Raw genomic sequence first — 16,492 nt, 5'->3', positions numbered from 1 at the left:
TATATCTGATTACCTATATCAACTTGGGAAGCAGTTTTTTCTGGCGTAAAAATTCTTCGACTTTCTCCGCAGGAACGCCAGGACTGAACAAATATCCTTGAATCTCGTTGCATTTGAGCTCCCGTAAAAGCTGCGCCTGCTCGTTGGTTTCCACCCCCTCCGCGATTACCCGCAGGTTCAGGGAATGCGCCAGAGAAATGATGGCAGAGACGATGTTCAGATCATCGGGGTTGCTGGTCATGTTGATAATGAAAGCGCGGTCAATCTTCAATACATTGACGGGCAATTTGGCAATATAACTAAGCGAGGAATAGCCGGTACCGAAATCGTCTATTGCGACCTCGATATCCATATCGCGAATGATCCTGAGCTTTTGGATATTGGCTTCTATGTCCTGCATGATTACACTCTCGGTTATCTCAAGTTCCAGCCCGATTGTTACGTTCTTGGCGCCGTTTATCACACTGGCTACCATGCTGACAAAATCTTTCTGCCGTAGTTGAATTGGCGAGACATTGACGGCAACCTTGGGTGGATTGAGCCCCATGGCCTGCCATCTCTTGGAATCCGATATTGCTTTGTCCAATGCCCACCGTCCCGCCTCGAGTATCATCCTTGTTTCTTCGAGCAGGGGAATAAAGCTTAACGGCGGGACAAGGCCGTTGTCGGGGTCCTTCCAGCGCATCAATGCCTCAAGCCCGCTGATTTGTCCGCTTTCCAAATCAATTTTCGGCTGATAGTGCAGTACGAGCTGTTCCTCCTCGATTGCCCGGCGCAACTTGGTTTCAAGTTTCAGCTTTTCTGTGACCCGGGCATTGAATTCCGGAGCGTAGAAGAGGTGCTTGTCGTAAGACAATTTGGCCTTTTTCAGTGCTGTTTCAGCGTTGCGTAAAAGGGTATCCGTATTCTGGCCATCGGCAGGATAAGACGATGTCCCCGCCCTGGCGGAAACGCGCAGCTCCTGTCCGCCAATCAGGAAAGGTTGATCCTGGATCCCGAACAGAACTTTCTCCAGAACATGGGCAATGCCTGTGCTGTCTTCTCCGTGCTTTATGGCGATGGCAAAGTAATCCGCCGAAAGATGGGCCAGAATATCTGTTTCATAAAGTAGCTGCTTCAGTCGTTTTCCCAGTTGACGCAGGAGACTGTCTCCGGCCTGATGGCCAAGAGACTCATTAATACTGCTGAACCGTTCGAGGTCGAGAATAATTACCGAAAGTATCTCGTGATCGTGATGTATGGTGCTGATTCGCTGATCGACCCGGTCCACAAACAACGCACGGTTCGGTAGATCGGTTACGGCATCGAAAAACGCAAGATAGTTGATACGTTCCTCTTTTTTCAGGTGATCCATGGCAAATGAAATATCGCCCGCCATTTCGGTCAACAAGGTCATTTCCTCCTCGTCGAAAAATCCTGTTTCCGGTGCATAGAGTACGAATATACCGGCGAGATGGCTATCCACGATGAGTGGCAGCACCACCTTGGAATGATAGCCCCGGTCTAGCGCTGGGGCATGCCAGGCACGTGTGTTCTCGTGGGTGATAAGGGTAAGATCATTGCAAATAGCCGGTTTGACCCATTTGATCGCCTCTGCAATCAACCAGGAATTTCCGGGAGAATCAATAACATTAGCCAGGTTGATCTGTGACAGATAGCCATCGTCGCGACCAGCCTTTGCCATGGGTGTGATATTTTGTGTATCGGCGTGAAATATTCCGATCCAGGTAAACACAAACTGGCCGTGATCCACTGCGATACGGCATGCCTTGTCGAAAAGTTCTTGTCTTCCCCGGACGCGCACGATGGTGGTGTTGATGCCGCTCAATACGCTGTAAATCCGGTTGAGCCGGACAATTCCGGCCTCATATTCCTTACGCCGGGAGATTTCCGCAGTGAGCGCTGTCGTGCGCTCCTCCACCAGTTGTTCCATGTGCTCGTGCAACCGGGCGCGTTCCAGCGCAATACTTACTTGGTGCCCCACTCCGTACAACGTTTCCAGCTCATTGTCCGTGAACAGATCTTGTTTCATCCCGATCAGATTCATGATACCGCGGCTCTGATTATTGATCCGTAACGGCACGCTGGCATGGTGAAAGCTTGGCGTGTCGTTTCCAAGCGGTATAAGCCGTGTGCATTGGACAATATTTATCGCATGGCCTAGACCCTCCGTAAGAAAAAGGCGTTGACATTCACACACATCTTCCATCGTCTCTGCAACCAGCAATGAGGCCGGAATGTTGCGCGCAGCCGCCACCCGGAAGCCATTCTCATCACAAAGGTAAAGCCATCCTGCTTCGATCCCGGGCAGTTCCATCGCGTATTCAAGCGCTTTCTCGCATACCTCGTGCTGGCTTACCGCCTGGTTCAGGCCTTCCGCGATCCGGTAAAGTCCGGTAAGTAAATGATTCGAGTGTGCCAGCTCAAGTTGCCGTTCATGGAGTTCCTTGTTGATGTGGACCGCATCCTCATAGATCGAAATCAGTAGATCGACGATCTGCTGGCGTTCGGCAGTGATGAAATGTTTTTGTCCACCCAGATAAATCTCCATTCCCATCTGCATCTTCTGGTTCTTGCGCAGCTCATGGTTTATCAACAGATAGTCGATGCGGGCGAGAAGATATTGATCTTCGTACGGCTTGCGGATGAAATTGTCGGCGCCGCATTCCAGTCCCTTCATGATGTCCCGGATATCCGAGAGCGAAGTGAGAAGGATCATGGGGATGTCCTTCAGTTGTTCATCGCGCTTGATTTCGCCGCATAGCATAAACCCATCCATCTCGGGCATCATCACATCACTGATAATCAATGTCGGCTTTTGCCGCCGAGCCGCCGCGAGGGCCTCTTTGCCGTTGGGCACGGCCATGACCCTATAGCCGTGCTCCTCCAGCAGATATCGGAGTTTTTCCGCCTGGGTTGGGCTATCTTCCGCGAGGAGGATCTCGACGTTACTGGTGTTAAATTTTTTTGATGTCATCAATCACGCTCAAATGTTTTCTTTGATGATTCACTAGATTCGTTAGTGCCGCGGCGATTTTCTCCAACGGCAGCACGAGCATTGCTGCGTCCAGCTTGACAGCCTCGCCCGGCATGCCGTTTACGACAGAACTATCCCTGTCCTGGGCGAAAGTAACCGCACCCGATTCCTTCAGCAGCCGCAACTCGTTGGCGCCATCACGACCCATGCCTGTCAGCAGTCCGGCGACGGCATCGCAGCCGTAGGCCTCGGCGACCGTGCGGAAAAGATAGGAAACCGAAGGCCTTAAACCATTTTCCAGTTCATCCTTCGTCAAGGCAATTCTTCCTCCGCGTTCCACCTTCATTTGGTATTCATCGGGTGCTATGTAGACGTGGCTGGGTAGCAGGAGCTCACCATGAGTGGCAACATGAACCGGCAGACTGGATGAATTTGCCAGCCACCGGACGAATCCCCCTACGAAGCCTGCGGCCATATGCTGGACGATGAGGATGGGTACGGGAAAATTCCTTGGAAGCGCTGCCAGGATAGTTTCGATCGCGGATGGGCCGCCGGTCGAGGCTCCCAGGGCAACAACCCTGATTTGAGCCGATTCACGGATCAAGCCCAGGTTAGCCGGCTGTAAAGTAGGTACCGCAGTTCGCATATGCGACCAACGCCGCACCACTTTGACTTCCGACATCAGCTTTATTGTCTGTACCATATTTTGAGCCATGGCCCGATGATCCACATGGCCAATACCAGCCGGGCGGCGCAGCACCGCTAAGGCGCCGGCATCTATCGCATCGAATGTCGTCGCAACCTCATCGGTATTCCCGCTGCCGCTGACGATGACAATGGGCGTCGGATTTCTTTCCATGATGAGACGCGTGGTTTCCAGTCCGTTCAGTTTCGGCATGTGAATGTCCATGGTGATTACGTCAGGACGATAGCGCCGCACGAGATCGAGTGCTTCCTCACCGTCATGTGCGGTTGCAATAACCGTAATATCAGGGTCCGAGCTGAGAATGTGAATAAGGAATTCACGTACGACAGGGGAGTCTTCCACTACCAGAACGTTGATCATCCTAAATCCGTAGTGAACTCACCAGAAAGGTGAGCATTAAGTAATACGAAAAGTCTTTGTAGGTTATGGTGTCGGTCATCTGTCCGGTTTCAGGATCGTGGGAAAGGAATTCATGATGGGATGCCGATAAGGCGCTGGACGATCTCCAGCAGATTGCTCTGATCGAAGCTGCTCTTCACGATGTAAGCATTGGCACCCGCATCAACCCCACGCTCGCGGTGATCGCGAGATTCCAATGCTGTCACCAGCACTACCGGTAATCCTGTACATTGCTTGTCGGTACGTATCTTGGCGGTGAGACCAAAACCGTCCATACGCGGCATTTCTACATCGGAAACCACCAGATCGAACTTACCCGTTTTGAGCGTGGTGTAGCCGTCTACCCCATCCACGGCGGTACTGACACGATAGCCCGCTGATTCCAGGATATTTTTGAGTAGTGTCCGCGAGGTGATGGAGTCTTCCACCACAAGGATGGATAGTTTTCTAGAATTTTCATGCTTTTCGGCCGATAACTGGTGCGCAGAGGTGAGTATCCGGGCAGGACGCTTCGTAGCCGATTTCAGCAGATCAGCTACATTGAGCACAGGCACTACCCGCCCGGTTCCCAGCACGGTCGCCCCCGCGACATTGCGTACTCGCGTTAATGGCCGGACGAGTGTTTTGACAAGCACCTCCTGTTCACCAAGAATCTCTTCCACCAGAAATGCGACGCGGGCAACGCCCGAGCCAAGAACTACAATTGGCGCGCTGCTCGTACCGCCTGCGGGTTCAACTGCTATAACATGACGTGGCAATTCCAATACATCGCTTAACCAGACCAGAGAAACCGGTTGCTCATCCACCAGGATCGTTTCGCGATTCTCCACTGTCCGAATTTCTTTGTTGGCGATCCGAACTACCCGCTCGACACTCGTCGAGGGAATGACGAAAAGCTGCCCGCCAGCATGAATGAGGACGCCACGGAAATTTGCCAGCGTTAGTGGCAGGAGCAGGTGAAAGGCGGTTCCCTCGTCAGGGCTTGACTTGACCAGAATGGTGCCACCCAAGCGCTCGACCTTTTCACTTACAATTGGAAGCCCGAGTCCGCGCCCGGAGATATCAGTAATAATGGGGCTGGTGGTTACACCGGATTGAAAAACGAGTGTCATCGATTCCCGTTCACCGAGCTGTTTCGCCTCTTCGGTAGAAACAATACCGAGCTTATGTGCTGCGGCTTTTATCAGGGGGATATTGATGCCCGCACCATCGTCGGCCACCAGTACCTCGGCCATGCCGCCGTCTTTCTGCGAGCATGCCAGGGTGATTGTTCCGTGTGACGGCTTGCCCTTGACCAAGCGCGCCGCCGGTTGCTCGATACCGTGATCAATGCAATTACGCACAAGGTGAATAAGTGGATCTTTCATCTCCTCCAGAATATGCCGGTCAATCTCTATTTCGCCGCCCTGAATCACCAGATCTACGTTCTTGCCTTGCTCGCGGGCTAACTCGCGGCATAATCGAGGGAGAATATCCAGCAACGAGGAGAATGGCAGTAACTGCATCTCCTTGACATCGTGCCGCAGGCTGTCGGTCATGCCGGCCAATACGCGCTGATCCTGCTCGGCTGCCCGTTGCAGGCTTGCTAGCCGATCCTCAAGCATTTTCATGTGGAGTTGCTCGGCATCCAGATATTTGAGCAACTGGGGAAGCTCAAGCTTCCTTCGGGAGCCGCTGCCATCTTTGATATTGCGCGCGAATTCACGATCAACGAGCCGTAATGCCGGCTGAATATGCAGCCGCTGTCTTTTCCATGCCGCAAGCATCGCGGCGGCCTCGCTGAGCTCCTTGGTGCGTTGATTCACCGCCAGACGCGGCAGCAGCAATTCCTCAACCTGACGCATTACGGCATCGAGTTTGGTGGCGGAGACTCTGACTGTCGTTGATGCCAGGCCGGGAGTGGAGGTCAGCATCTGCATACTTTTATCCGGTTCGGCGGGTACATCGGGGGGCAGGGGGGTGGGTTGGTCAGGCGGCGCCATCTGCGGCGCCAGGGCGGGGTTGGCGAACTCGGACAATGGCTCCCTTAATGCGTCGTCGAGCTGTCGAATCAGTGTCGCCACTCGAGGTTTTTGTGCTCCGGCTACACTATTAGCCCCAGTAAGAAGCCCACTCAGCGCATCGGTGGTCTGGAGCAACAGGTCGATCAGCGGCGATGAGACAGGAAGATGCTTGTCTTTCAACGCAGAGAAGACGTTCTCCAGCGATTGGCAGACCGCTTCGATCTGCGTGAGATTTACGGCCCGGGCGGCACCTTTCAAGCTGTGCGCGTCCCGGAAGATCCTTTCGACGATATCAGCCAATTGCTGACCCACCGGTATTTTTTTCAATGCGAGCAGTCCAGACGACATCGCCTGGAGATGCGCATCCGCCTCAACTTGAAACGTTGCAAGGAGCTTTTTCAAAAGCTCATCATTTTTGCTTATCATATATTTATTTTGCTCTCGCTATCGGGACGGCCTCTCCCCCTACCAAAGCGCTCAGTCTCCCACCCATCTCATACAGGCTCTGCGCTGCGAGTTCCGCCTGCCGGGTGCCTGCTACGTTCTGCTCGCTTGCCTGCTTGATGTTATTCATAGCCAGCATTACCTGATCCATGCCGACCATTTGTTGCTGACTGGAAGCGGCGATCTGGGTGGCTGCTTGTGCCGCCTCGTTGATGCTTGTCGATAACATGCGAATGGCTTCGTCGGTTTCGGTGGACTGTTTTACGCCAGCTTCTACCGCTTTGTTGCCCTGCTCGGTGGCGAGTACCGCAACGTTCGTTGCTTTCTGAATATCGCCCAGAATCGTGCGCACCTGACTGGTCGCCTGCCTGGATTGTTCGGCGAGACTTCTGATCTCCTGGGCCACTACCCCGAAGCTCCTACCTTGTTCTCCGGCCCGGGTTGCCTCAATGGCGGCATTTACCGCAAGCAGATTCGATTGCTCAGCCAGGTCATTGACGGTTGCAATGATCTCGCCGATGGCGTGGCTCTGCTCAGATAATTGCACGATGCTCTCGGCGATGGATTCCATCTGTTCCTGGATGCGGCGCATCCCATGAATAGCTTCCTCAACCGATTTGCGACCGGCCTGGGAAACGTTCGAAGCTTTTTGTGCGCTATCGGAAACATATCTTGCTTTCTGATTTGCAAGCTGCGCGGTTTGTTTGACCTCCTCGACGGTGGCAGTAGTCTCGCTCACTGCGGCCGCGGTCTCAGCCGCTCCCGAGGCAACCTGCGTGGTAGTGGCAAGAATCTCGGCTGAAGATGCCGATAACTGAATGATACTTTCCCGAAGCTCGCGGGTAATGGTACGGCTCAAGTGGAAGCCGATCGACAAGCCAGTGATAAGGGCGAAGAGAGAAGTGAGCACCAGTATGAGCGTAAGATGCCTTACTTCCTCAGTGAGATCGAGTCTTCCTTTGTCCAATAGCTTCGATTGCCGCTCATAGAAGCGCTTGGCCCTCTCAATGAGTGCGAGGCTACGCGGACGAAATTCCTTGATCGTATGCGTGATTGCGTCCTCCTTTTTCTGTTCCAGCACGAGCTGGAGGACGTCATGTTGGGCGCGCTGGAGTTCCTGTTGCAGAGACTCCAGATCATTCACCAGATCGGCTCCTTCCCCCGTTCTTATCAAATGACGCATTCTTTCAAAGATTTGTTTGAATTGGCGATCAACGTCTTGCAGGAGGGATTGATTCAGTTTCAAGAGTTCCGGATAGAGCAAGATACCCCGAACGTAGGTTTGCTGAGCAAACGTCACGGCTCGGAGCTCATTGGCGCTTTCCAGCAGCCGCTCGTCTACATTCAGAAAGCGGTTATAAGTCGTCTGCGTCTGATCGAGTGCATAGAAGGAAATACCGGTTACGAGCGCTAGCAGCGCCAGTACGACTGCATATCCCCCGATTATTTTTTTGCTGACGGTCATGGTTTGGTCCTTCTGAAAATATCGGTGTGTCCTGTGATCTCAAGATCGAGAACCACATTCTTTACGCACTGGGTGCATTTCAGCCTATATAAATTCCCATGCGGTACTATTCCGGGTTTGCTACTCGATTACCTGTTCCTGCACGATAATGCTTTCATCCATCAGAAGTTTTTCCGCATCGAGGACCACTAACCGTTCGAAAGTTATTCCCTTCAGGTAATTCTTGCGAACGCCTGTAAGCGTGGGCAGGGAAGGTTGGAGGTGGGCCAATAAAATACGGCGTATGCTGGTGACGGTGTCAGCCAGGATGCCGAAAAGTATTTTTCCGGATTGCAGTACGATGATCCTGTGGAGATCGGTCAATCCTCTTTCAGGTAATTCGAAAAGCTTCCTCAGATCAATGAGCGGGAGTATCGCGCCGCGCAAGTTGACGATACCGAGCACAAAAGCCGGCGTGCAAGGCAGCGGTGTCAGGTGCTCCAGAGAAGCAACCTGACGGACGTAGCGTGTTTCAATCGCATACTGTTCATAGGCAAGCGTAAATTCCACGACCTCAATGTCTTCATCGACGGTCTCGTCCAGCATGGAATCCTGCGCCAGCGCCAGCGCTCTTGCCTGCAGGATTCGCCGTGTCTCTTCGGTAGTTGGCGCCCAGACGCGTTCAATGGCGGCGCGCGCCGTCTCCAGGCGCTGCTCGATCTCGCGGAAGTTGATGGGTGCCGGTTTCTTCTTTTCTTGCGACATGGATGCCTTGATTTTTGGTGTTCTTTTTTTTAAATTTTCGGGGTCGAGCGCGAGAGGCTGGTGCGCACGGATGTAATAATTTCAGCAAGCCGTCCAGTGGTCAGTCCGTCCGCTTCCAGTGGAAGTTCGTCGTGTGGGTGCGCGTGCAACAGTGCCAGTGCATTGTCGAAATGCCTTTCCGCTTCGCGATGACGGCCTTGCGATAGGCACAGGTTGCCCAATGCGAAGTGGGCGAGCACAAAATCCGGATCGAGATAAAGCGTGCGCATCAGCGATTGTGCTGCAATTTCACCTTGCCCCAATTCCTGATGTATTGTTGCCAGGAGATAATGAGCGGCCGGATTGAGCTTGTTGGCAGTGATTGCTTTTTCACACCATTTGATGGCCTCGGTGAGCTCACCCAGATTGGCATGGGAACGGGCTGTCCGACAGAGCGTATCAAGGCCTTCAGGATGCTCTGGATCGATTTCGATATGCTGTGCCTTTGCGGGCTGAGCATGCGCACTTGTTACCGCTGACGATGCCCTAGTCTGGATGTGTTTCGGCGAAAAAGATATTCCCTCATCCTGAAAAAAAGAGACTTGCGTTAAAGCTGCTGCCGGCATGCATGAGGCATTGGGTACCGGGTCGGATGCTGAGGCTGGGTATTCAGCCTCACTTATCTGCGATTCCCGTTTTTGGGTCTTTTGATAGAGAATCGATCCGGGGAATGGAGTGGCCTTGAATTGCGAAAACAGCCTGCCTGAAACCTCTACAGGGCTCACGATGAGCCATCCGCCATTGACCAGTGACTGGTAGAAGTTTTTTCCGATCTTCTGTACCCATACTGGACTGAAGTACATCAGCACGTTGCGACAGAAGATCACGTCTATCGCATGGGTATCATTGGTGGGTGAGGGATAGGCGTCCTCAGCGAGATTAAGGTAGGAAAAAGTTACTCGTTTACGAATGTGCGGCAATATCTCGAATTGTCCTTTTTTTCTTCGTTTGAAGTATCGTTCCTTGATCCAGGCCGGTGTTTCGCGAAATGACCACTCGCCATAAAGCCCTTCGGCAGCCTTTTGCAGAAAAATCGGGTTAATGTCGGTGGCCAGGATGGTCGCGTTCCATTCCCCGGAATGTCCGATCAGCCGATCAAGCAGCATTGCGATCGAGTAGGGCTCCTCGCCTGTGCAGCAACCTGCGCTCCAGATACGCAATTGCCGGTTCGCACGTGCACACGTGCGCATCAATTCCGGAAATATATGTTCTTCAAGTACGGTGAAACTTTTTTTCTCACGGAAGAAATAGGTCTCGCCAACAGTCAGATGGGAAGCAAGTATCTCGACCTGTTTACGCGTCAGCGTTCCGGATAGAAGCTGGCGGACGCATGCTTCCGGGCTCCCTACTCCAAGCGCAGGCGCGGCGGAAATAATTCCGCGCTCGAGATCAGCCAAACGTTTTTCTGGGTAATACAAGCCCATCTGCGTAGAAAGCAATTCGCTTAGCTGAGACAACAGTGGATGGGGAACCATGAGTTGCATATTGGGCCTCAAGCGGTATCCAGCGCCAAATCCAAAGTGTTTTCTTCTTCCAGAGAAAGAAATTTATCCAGGTTGTGGATCAGGATCAGCCCATCTTTAAATTTGATGATACCTTCGAGATACTCGAGTTCCGGAAGAATACTTTCTGCCGAGAGCTGGCTCTCCTCGGAGCATTCGAGAATTCCCGTAACCGCATCTACTACCAGCGCTACGGGGCGTCGTTTCGTGTGTGCAAAAATAAGCCGGTCGTTCAGGGTGACTTCTCGTTTTGGCAGATTAAAACGCTGCCGGACATTAATGACCGGGACGATTCGGCCTTGTATATTGACTACGCCGAGCACGATGTCCGGTGCACTTGATAGCGGAGTGACATGGACCATACGCACCACTTTGTCTACCGCAGACAGATGCAGTGCATAGCGCTGACCATCCAGAATGAAAACAATATATTGATTGAACATTCTTGCCCGCATGAAAAAGGATAAGGGATAACCGCTTGCCAGCCATTTATGGCCTAAGAGTGCCGCGTGCCCCGTTTATCGAGTGCACGCAAGAAATATGACTTTTGTTTATCTATGATAGATGCCGCTTTTTTATTGCCACCCATGGTGAAACAGATGTTTTCGAGATCGCTCAGTATTAAAAATCGGGTGAGAAGGGTGAGCGGCTCATGCTCAATACCCGTATCGCGAGTCGCTCCCCGACTTATCCGGATATTAAGACCTTCATATCATGATTAATGGATCGCCACCATTGGCTGGCGATCCATTTTTACGCTATGTGGGGAACCCATACTTCCTTCGTTAGCGCTGGTTGATAATAGAAGTGATGAGACTACAAAACGGAAACTTTAAATAGCTGTAAAATCTTACAGGTGGGAAAACGAAATATCGGAGATATCGGCGATAGTCCTTTAATAACAAGGATTCGCAGGGGAATGGGAATCAGGGAATATGCAGGGGATCCCGGTATATTTTTCCGGTGACGATAAGGCGTAAGCTTCGTAGCCGTTTATTCTAGTGGACGACCCACAGTGTTTAAATTCTTTGAGACGGATTTATCCAACTACGCAATCAAAGGTTACGATGAAGAATATTCTGCTATTTGCTACGTTGTTATTCGGCAGTTCGCTCGTGCAAGCCACCGTGCAAGGCAAGGAGGTAACCTATACCGCCGACGGTACCATTCTGAAAGGCTACATTGCCTATGACGACGCAATCAAGGGCAGGCGGCCTGGTATATTGGTAGTTCATGAATGGTGGGGTCAAAACGACTATGCGCGCAAACGCGCGATGATGTTGGCGGAGATGGGGTATGTCGCACTGGCACTGGATATGTACGGTGATGGTAAGCAGGCTCACCATCCGGATGAGGCTGCAAGATTTTCGGCCGAGTTGGCTAAGAATTTACCCTTGGCAAAAGCGCGCTTTGAATCGGCAATGAAGTTACTAAGGCACCAGAAGAATGTGGACGCCGAAAATATTGCCGCGCTGGGTTATTGCTTCGGTGGCAGCATGGCACTCCAAATGGCTCGCCTGGGTGAGGATTTGAAAGGTGTGGCAAGTTTTCACGGTGGATTGGCAACGGAAATGCCGGCGCAACCGGGCAAGGTGAAAGCGCAAATTATTTCCTTTACCGGCACCGATGATCCCATGATTCCGGCTGAGCAGGTGGCAGCGTTCAAGCAGGAAATGGACAGAGCTGGTGTAAATTACAAGGCAGTGACTTTTATCGGTGTCAAGCATAGCTTCACTGACCCAGCCGCAGATGAATATGGGCGCAAATTCAACCTGCCGCTCGCATATGACGCCGCTGCGGACAAGGCCTCATGGGATGAAACCAAAAGTTTCCTGGCAGATGTATTCGGATCGAAGTAATACTGAACCGGTTCCAGTCTTGAATAGAGGCATGCGGTTAAAGCGTTGCAGCAGCCAGTATCTCCATACCCCTGCGGAACGTGGGTAAGCCAGACCGGTCCAGCATCGCACAGGGTTTGCCAAAACGCGTGCAGTAACGCTTAACCGCAAAATAAATGGCATGGTTTACGCAATCCACCGGACAGATTACCGCATCGGCGCGGGTAAGCAGCGTAGGGAGATAACTTATTTTTTCCTGGAGGTCGCCCCGGTATATTAAAAAGCATCCGCCCGAGGTCTCGACGAGGTGACGGTACGCAGGATATAAGGCGGCACGTCCTCCCACGCACAAGATACAAAGCCCGGCGAGACTGGAACGTCTGCAACCAGGTTCTTGCTCGTTACCCGAGACATGTTGTGGCGGAACGGTGGAGGCTTTTGCTTTTATCAGCGGTATCCACTGCTCAGTGTCTGTAACATGAATTTGACGATTGACTCGTTGACCCTCTAAGAGGGCGATGCGATTCGTTAACCCTTGTTGCTTGCTCGTCGATTTCGGCTGTAAGTGCGCGTCCTTCCCGTCTGCCGGGTGATTATTCGTCGATGATCCTGTTTGTTTTATGAGGCGCATATTTTTACGATCCTTAAAAAACCATCTAATCACATGGTCAAATTTTTCTTTCAGCATTTGTTGTAAGCGGTCACGGAGTGAACCATGCCGCCGAGGTCGATCTAAGATTGACCTTTGTAGCGGATAATCAGACATGGTATTCCCAATCTATTCGTAGTCATGCGCGATGTATATATGATAATGAGAACTATTCTCAGTATAATTAATATATAAATAATTGCAATACCAAATAGAAAATATTTCCTTATGCCTCTCATGGATCACTACAAGATCAGTATCTCAAGCCACACTTGTGGCTCAGTTAACCATTTTTTGCCTGGTTCTCGCGGAATGCGGAACACGTGACATAATCATGATATTTCCATCAACATGATTACCAAAATGCGCGTAGATATACTGCAGGGTGAGTTGGGTAGTTACGTGAAGCCAATGCTGGGAATGATTATGTTTCTTACGGCGGGTGTGAGCGAACCATCAATAGATCCCCCAACGATGGTAGCAAATGCGAAGCGCGTTTCCGGCAAGTGGATCGGAAACTATGAATGTTTTCAGGGGCCAACTGGCGTTACCTTGACACTTGCCGGCAAAAAAAATGGCACGGTAGAGGGTAATTTTTTGTTCTATCCAACGTCATCAAACCCTAAGACGGCTACAGGACGTTTCGTAGTTACCGGTTCTTATTATTCCGACGGCTCCCTAATTCTGGGTAACGGTGCATGGGTTGAAAAACCGGAAGGGTATATAACGGTGAGCCTGAAAGGAAAAATCAATTCAGGATTTGATACATTCACAGGGGTAGTGCCTGAGTGCTTCAATGCCGGATTCAGCTTAAAAAGAACAATTGGAATTCATTACGACAAGAACCTCAATTAAAGAGAAGCGGTAACACTGGATAAGGATATATTTTTAATAAAATTCAATAATTGAATTCAATGAAATCTGATCTGACAACCGTATCAGTCAAATCGGGTAACCTGTCAGATAGAGTCGCGACACCTACAATTCAAACCGATCGCCCAAACCAGCTATGGATTTTAGATTTCACGTATGTATCAACGTGGCAGGGTTAGCGTATGTGGCCTTTGTCATCGACGTATTTGCCTGGAATGGGTATTCCCGTTTAACCACCACCAGTTACACGAACCTATCGGTTATATTCCATCGGCTGAAGCTGAGGTAAACTATTATCGGCAACTGACCGAGAAGACCACGGTAGACATCTAACTTAAACTAAACAGCCTCTATGAAACCCGGGGCGATTCGGTCCAGACCCTGTTGACTGAGTGTCCGTTGGGGACGTGGGCGGCAACGGGGACGATGTAGCGTACGCTGTAAAGAAGTTGTAGCCTAAGGATTCCATCATAATAAAAGTGCGGGCTTTATTCATACGCAAAAAAATAAGTTCCAACCGCTGATCAAAAAGATCCATGCTTGACTTTAGATAATCACCCTGCTTAGCAACCGAATTCTTATGGATCCCGATGTAACGATTCCAGCTACGATGATAATCGCCACAATAGATAAAGAATGATCCCACATTTCCAGTTCTTTGATGACGCACAAAAAATGCAGGTATTGATAGATATCTTGCCTATCGCTATTTTTATAAAGGATGCCGAAAGTAAGTTCTTGGCGATGAACAAAGCTTGCGAAGCACAATGGGGCATCAATTTTCCAGACCTGCGTGGAACGGATGCTAGTCAGGTCTTTCCGCCCGAGCAGATGAAACAATTTCTTGCCAAGGATCAAGAAGTATTTATGGTGGGTAGCCAAATTGATTTTGAAGAAACAATCTGGAATGTCGCGCTTGGGCAAAATCGCCTTGGTCATACCTTCAAGAAGCCTATTTATGACGCATCTGGAAAGCCACTGTATTTGATTTGCATGACCATCGATATCACCGAGCGTAAGCAATCGGAGAAGCGCATTATTGAGATGGCGACTCATGATGGGTTGACTGGTTTACCTAATAGGAATTTATTGCGGGACCGCATCATGCAAGCGATCGCCCATGACCGCCGCAGCGAGAAACAAGCAGCGGTACTGTTTATTGACTTGGATTATTTTAAGACCATCAACGATTCCCTGGGGCATGATATGGGTGATCTGCTGCTGCAGGACGTTGCAGCAAGGCTTAGCGCCATCGTACGTGGTGAAGACACGGTCGCGCGCCGGGGTGGGGACGAATTCATTGTGCTGTTACCGAATATAGGCGGCGCTCAGGATGCGGAGGTGGTGGCACAGAAGATACTGGACGGATTGATCCAGCCTTTTCTGATCGATAGCAGGGAACTACATATCGGCGGTAGTGTGGGTATTGCCCTGTTCCCATCCGATGGAGAAGACGTGGAAACGTTGCTGAAAAACAGCGATATCGCCATGTACCATGCCAAGGAGAATGGGCGCAATAACTACCAGTTCTTTGCGCCAGAAATGGACAGACGGGCAACAGACCGGCTCACTCTGCAAGAGAAATTTGCGCCATGCAGTGGAGCGCAATGAGGCGCTACTGCATTTCCATCGATCGTTGACATGCCCGGCGGTAAGCTGATGAGTATAGAAGTGTCGCTGCGGTGACAGCACCAGCAACTAGGATTGATTCTCCGACCAGGCTTACTTCACTGGCTGAAAAGAACGGATTGATCGTGCCGATCTAAGAATGGGTTCTACACCAATCGTGCTTGCAAAGTATGGCGTGGAAATCCATTTCGAGTTTATTTGCATATGTGGCGGAGAGAGAGGGATTCGAACCCTCGGTACGGTTGAAGCCGTACGCACGCTTTCCAGGCGTGTACCTTAAACCACTCGGCCATCTCTCCCGCTGATGCAATTTCCCGCCGGAACCCCGGCAGGGGCGCAAAGAATAAACCAGAACGGCGTTTCCAGCAACTTTTCCGGCACTATTGTGGAAAATCCCCTATCATTCGCATCGCTAATGACTGAGTATTCGACAGTTCCAGGAATTGAAACCAGAAATAGGATCTTCTCATGCAAATTAAATCACGTATTCGCACCATCGCGCATTATCCTCATGAGGGCATCATGTTTCGGGATATCACCACACTACTCAAGGATCCGGTGGGGTTACGCACCACCATTCAGGAGATCAGCAACCGCTATAAAACATTAAAAATTGATAAGGTTGCGGGTATCGAATCACGTGGTTTCATCATCGGCGCGCCGGTTGCTTACGAGCTTGGTTTAGGCTTTGTGCCGATACGCAAAAAAGGCAAGTTGCCTGCCGAGACACGCGGACGCGATTATCAACTGGAATACGGCAGCGATCGTATCGAGATTCATTTGGATGCGATTCAGAGAGGCGATCGCGTGTTACTAGTCGATGATCTTATCGCTACCGGTGGTACGGCGGAGGCCGCCGCTGCGTTGATACAGGAAATGGGCGGAGAAGTGGTGGAATGCTGTTTCGTCATCGACCTGCCCGATGTTGGCGGCAGGTCTCGTCTGGAGATCCAAGGTTTCAAGGTATTCGCGTTATGCGAGTTTGCCGGGGATTGATCAGGGTAAGGCCGAATCAGAAATCTTCACACGAAAACCTTACTTTCCTCACCCATCAATTCCTGACGCCTGTCAGAACCGCATATTGTATTGGACATAGAAGAGATCGGGCGAGACGCCTGGAGCGGTGGCCTTGAGGAAATTGCCGGCAAAGAGTTTCGAATAGCCGACCAGGATATCCTGTTGGCGGTTGACGTGGATGTTGAAACGGAAGTCGATTTCATCGCC

The 16,492-nt window shown here is 51.0% G+C and carries 13 protein-coding genes and 1 tRNA gene; 4 read left to right on the top strand and 10 right to left on the bottom strand.

All coding sequences use genetic code 11. The features are described 5' to 3' along the window. Nucleotides 1-13 precede the first annotated feature (13 nt). The 7 genes from BLO43_RS13370 to BLO43_RS13340 form a co-directional block, all read right to left on the bottom strand. A complete protein-coding gene (locus BLO43_RS13370; protein WP_090907485.1) occupies nt 14-2,977 on the bottom strand; it encodes an EAL domain-containing protein in 2,964 nt (987 codons plus the stop codon). Continuing rightward, nucleotides 2,958-4,043, bottom strand: coding sequence for a chemotaxis-specific protein-glutamate methyltransferase CheB (cheB, locus tag BLO43_RS13365; protein WP_090907484.1), 1,086 nt, complete (start codon nt 4,041-4,043; stop codon nt 2,958-2,960). Before cheB ends, BLO43_RS13370 begins: the two co-directional genes overlap by 20 nt. Nucleotides 4,044-4,153: 110 nt before the next feature. Continuing rightward, on the bottom strand, nt 4,154-6,511 hold the full coding sequence (locus BLO43_RS13360; RefSeq protein WP_090907483.1) for a hybrid sensor histidine kinase/response regulator: 2,358 nt from the start codon (nt 6,509-6,511) through the stop codon (nt 4,154-4,156). A gap of 4 nt (nt 6,512-6,515) precedes the next feature. Continuing rightward, nucleotides 6,516-7,994, bottom strand: a complete 1,479-nt coding sequence (locus tag BLO43_RS13355) for a HAMP domain-containing methyl-accepting chemotaxis protein (protein ID WP_090907482.1) — start codon at nt 7,992-7,994, stop codon at nt 6,516-6,518. Nucleotides 7,995-8,114: 120 nt separating this feature from the next. Beyond that, on the bottom strand, nt 8,115-8,738 hold the full coding sequence (locus tag BLO43_RS13350; RefSeq protein ID WP_090907481.1) for a chemotaxis protein CheW: 624 nt from the start codon (nt 8,736-8,738) through the stop codon (nt 8,115-8,117). Between the two features lie 29 nt (nt 8,739-8,767). Further along, a complete protein-coding gene (locus BLO43_RS13345; protein ID WP_090907480.1) occupies nt 8,768-10,261 on the bottom strand; it encodes a CheR family methyltransferase in 1,494 nt (497 codons plus the stop codon). 8 nt (nt 10,262-10,269) lie between these two features. Beyond that, nucleotides 10,270-10,722 carry a chemotaxis protein CheW gene (locus tag BLO43_RS13340; RefSeq protein ID WP_090907479.1) on the bottom strand — a complete coding sequence of 151 codons (453 nt, stop codon included), beginning with the start codon at nt 10,720-10,722 and terminating at the stop codon, nt 10,270-10,272. A 624-nt stretch (nt 10,723-11,346) separates the two neighbouring features. Here BLO43_RS13340 and BLO43_RS13335 point away from each other — a divergent pair. After that, nucleotides 11,347-12,138 (top strand): dienelactone hydrolase family protein, encoded by a 792-nt coding sequence (locus BLO43_RS13335; protein ID WP_090907478.1) that lies wholly within the window; start codon nt 11,347-11,349, stop codon nt 12,136-12,138. A 37-nt stretch (nt 12,139-12,175) separates the two neighbouring features. Here BLO43_RS13335 and BLO43_RS13330 read toward each other — a convergent pair whose 3' ends face one another. Beyond that, a complete protein-coding gene (locus tag BLO43_RS13330) occupies nt 12,176-12,748 on the bottom strand; it encodes a DUF2325 domain-containing protein (protein ID WP_175443963.1) in 573 nt (190 codons plus the stop codon). A 369-nt stretch (nt 12,749-13,117) separates the two neighbouring features. Between BLO43_RS13330 and BLO43_RS13325 the strand changes: the two genes are divergently transcribed. Together BLO43_RS13325 and BLO43_RS13320 are read left to right on the top strand one after the other, a co-directional pair. Further along, entirely contained in the window at nt 13,118-13,621 is a 504-nt protein-coding gene (locus BLO43_RS13325) for a hypothetical protein (RefSeq protein WP_074633527.1), read from the top strand. 654 nt (nt 13,622-14,275) lie between these two features. After that, the gene (locus tag BLO43_RS13320) at nt 14,276-15,250 is read left to right on the top strand and encodes a sensor domain-containing protein (RefSeq protein WP_090907476.1); all 975 of its coding nucleotides are present in this window, start codon (nt 14,276-14,278) and stop codon (nt 15,248-15,250) included. Between the two features lie 225 nt (nt 15,251-15,475). Here BLO43_RS13320 and BLO43_RS13315 read toward each other — a convergent pair. After that, nucleotides 15,476-15,567, bottom strand: a tRNA-Ser gene (locus BLO43_RS13315). Between the two features lie 169 nt (nt 15,568-15,736). On the opposite strand from BLO43_RS13315, the gene BLO43_RS13310 reads away from it, so the two are divergent. Beyond that, nucleotides 15,737-16,264 (top strand): adenine phosphoribosyltransferase, encoded by a 528-nt coding sequence (locus tag BLO43_RS13310; RefSeq protein ID WP_090907475.1) that lies wholly within the window; start codon nt 15,737-15,739, stop codon nt 16,262-16,264. 72 nt (nt 16,265-16,336) lie between these two features. On the opposite strand, the gene BLO43_RS17275 is transcribed toward BLO43_RS13310, so the two are convergent. Next, nucleotides 16,337-16,483 carry a hypothetical protein gene (locus tag BLO43_RS17275; protein ID WP_368086144.1) on the bottom strand — a complete coding sequence of 49 codons (147 nt, stop codon included), beginning with the start codon at nt 16,481-16,483 and terminating at the stop codon, nt 16,337-16,339. Nucleotides 16,484-16,492 lie beyond the last annotated feature (9 nt).

Origin of the sequence: Nitrosospira sp. Nsp13, assembly GCF_900101945.1 — a bacterium.
Taxonomy (GTDB): Bacteria; Pseudomonadota; Gammaproteobacteria; order Burkholderiales; family Nitrosomonadaceae; genus Nitrosospira; species Nitrosospira multiformis_D.
The sequence above is the reverse complement of the archived record's forward strand: the minus strand, read 5'-3'. Positions and strand labels throughout refer to the sequence as shown.

Bases quoted from the DNA above. Each gene is read 5' to 3' on its own strand.
- BLO43_RS13330 (WP_175443963.1), bottom strand. From the start codon at position 12,748: ATGCGCCTCATAAAACAAACAGGATCATCGACGAATAATCACCCGGCA.
- BLO43_RS13340 (WP_090907479.1), bottom strand. From the start codon at position 10,722: ATGTTCAATCAATATATTGTTTTCATTCTGGATGGTCAGCGCTATGCA.
- BLO43_RS13320 (WP_090907476.1), top strand. From the start codon at position 14,276: ATGATCCCACATTTCCAGTTCTTTGATGACGCACAAAAAATGCAGGTA.
- BLO43_RS13335 (WP_090907478.1), top strand. From the start codon at position 11,347: ATGAAGAATATTCTGCTATTTGCTACGTTGTTATTCGGCAGTTCGCTC.
- BLO43_RS13310 (WP_090907475.1), top strand. From the start codon at position 15,737: ATGCAAATTAAATCACGTATTCGCACCATCGCGCATTATCCTCATGAG.
- BLO43_RS13355 (WP_090907482.1), bottom strand. From the start codon at position 7,994: ATGACCGTCAGCAAAAAAATAATCGGGGGATATGCAGTCGTACTGGCG.
- BLO43_RS13370 (WP_090907485.1), bottom strand. From the start codon at position 2,977: ATGACATCAAAAAAATTTAACACCAGTAACGTCGAGATCCTCCTCGCG.
- BLO43_RS13325 (WP_074633527.1), top strand. From the start codon at position 13,118: ATGATTACCAAAATGCGCGTAGATATACTGCAGGGTGAGTTGGGTAGT.
- BLO43_RS13360 (WP_090907483.1), bottom strand. From the start codon at position 6,511: ATGATAAGCAAAAATGATGAGCTTTTGAAAAAGCTCCTTGCAACGTTT.
- BLO43_RS13345 (WP_090907480.1), bottom strand. From the start codon at position 10,261: ATGCAACTCATGGTTCCCCATCCACTGTTGTCTCAGCTAAGCGAATTG.
- cheB (WP_090907484.1), bottom strand. From the start codon at position 4,043: ATGATCAACGTTCTGGTAGTGGAAGACTCCCCTGTCGTACGTGAATTC.
- BLO43_RS13350 (WP_090907481.1), bottom strand. From the start codon at position 8,738: ATGTCGCAAGAAAAGAAGAAACCGGCACCCATCAACTTCCGCGAGATC.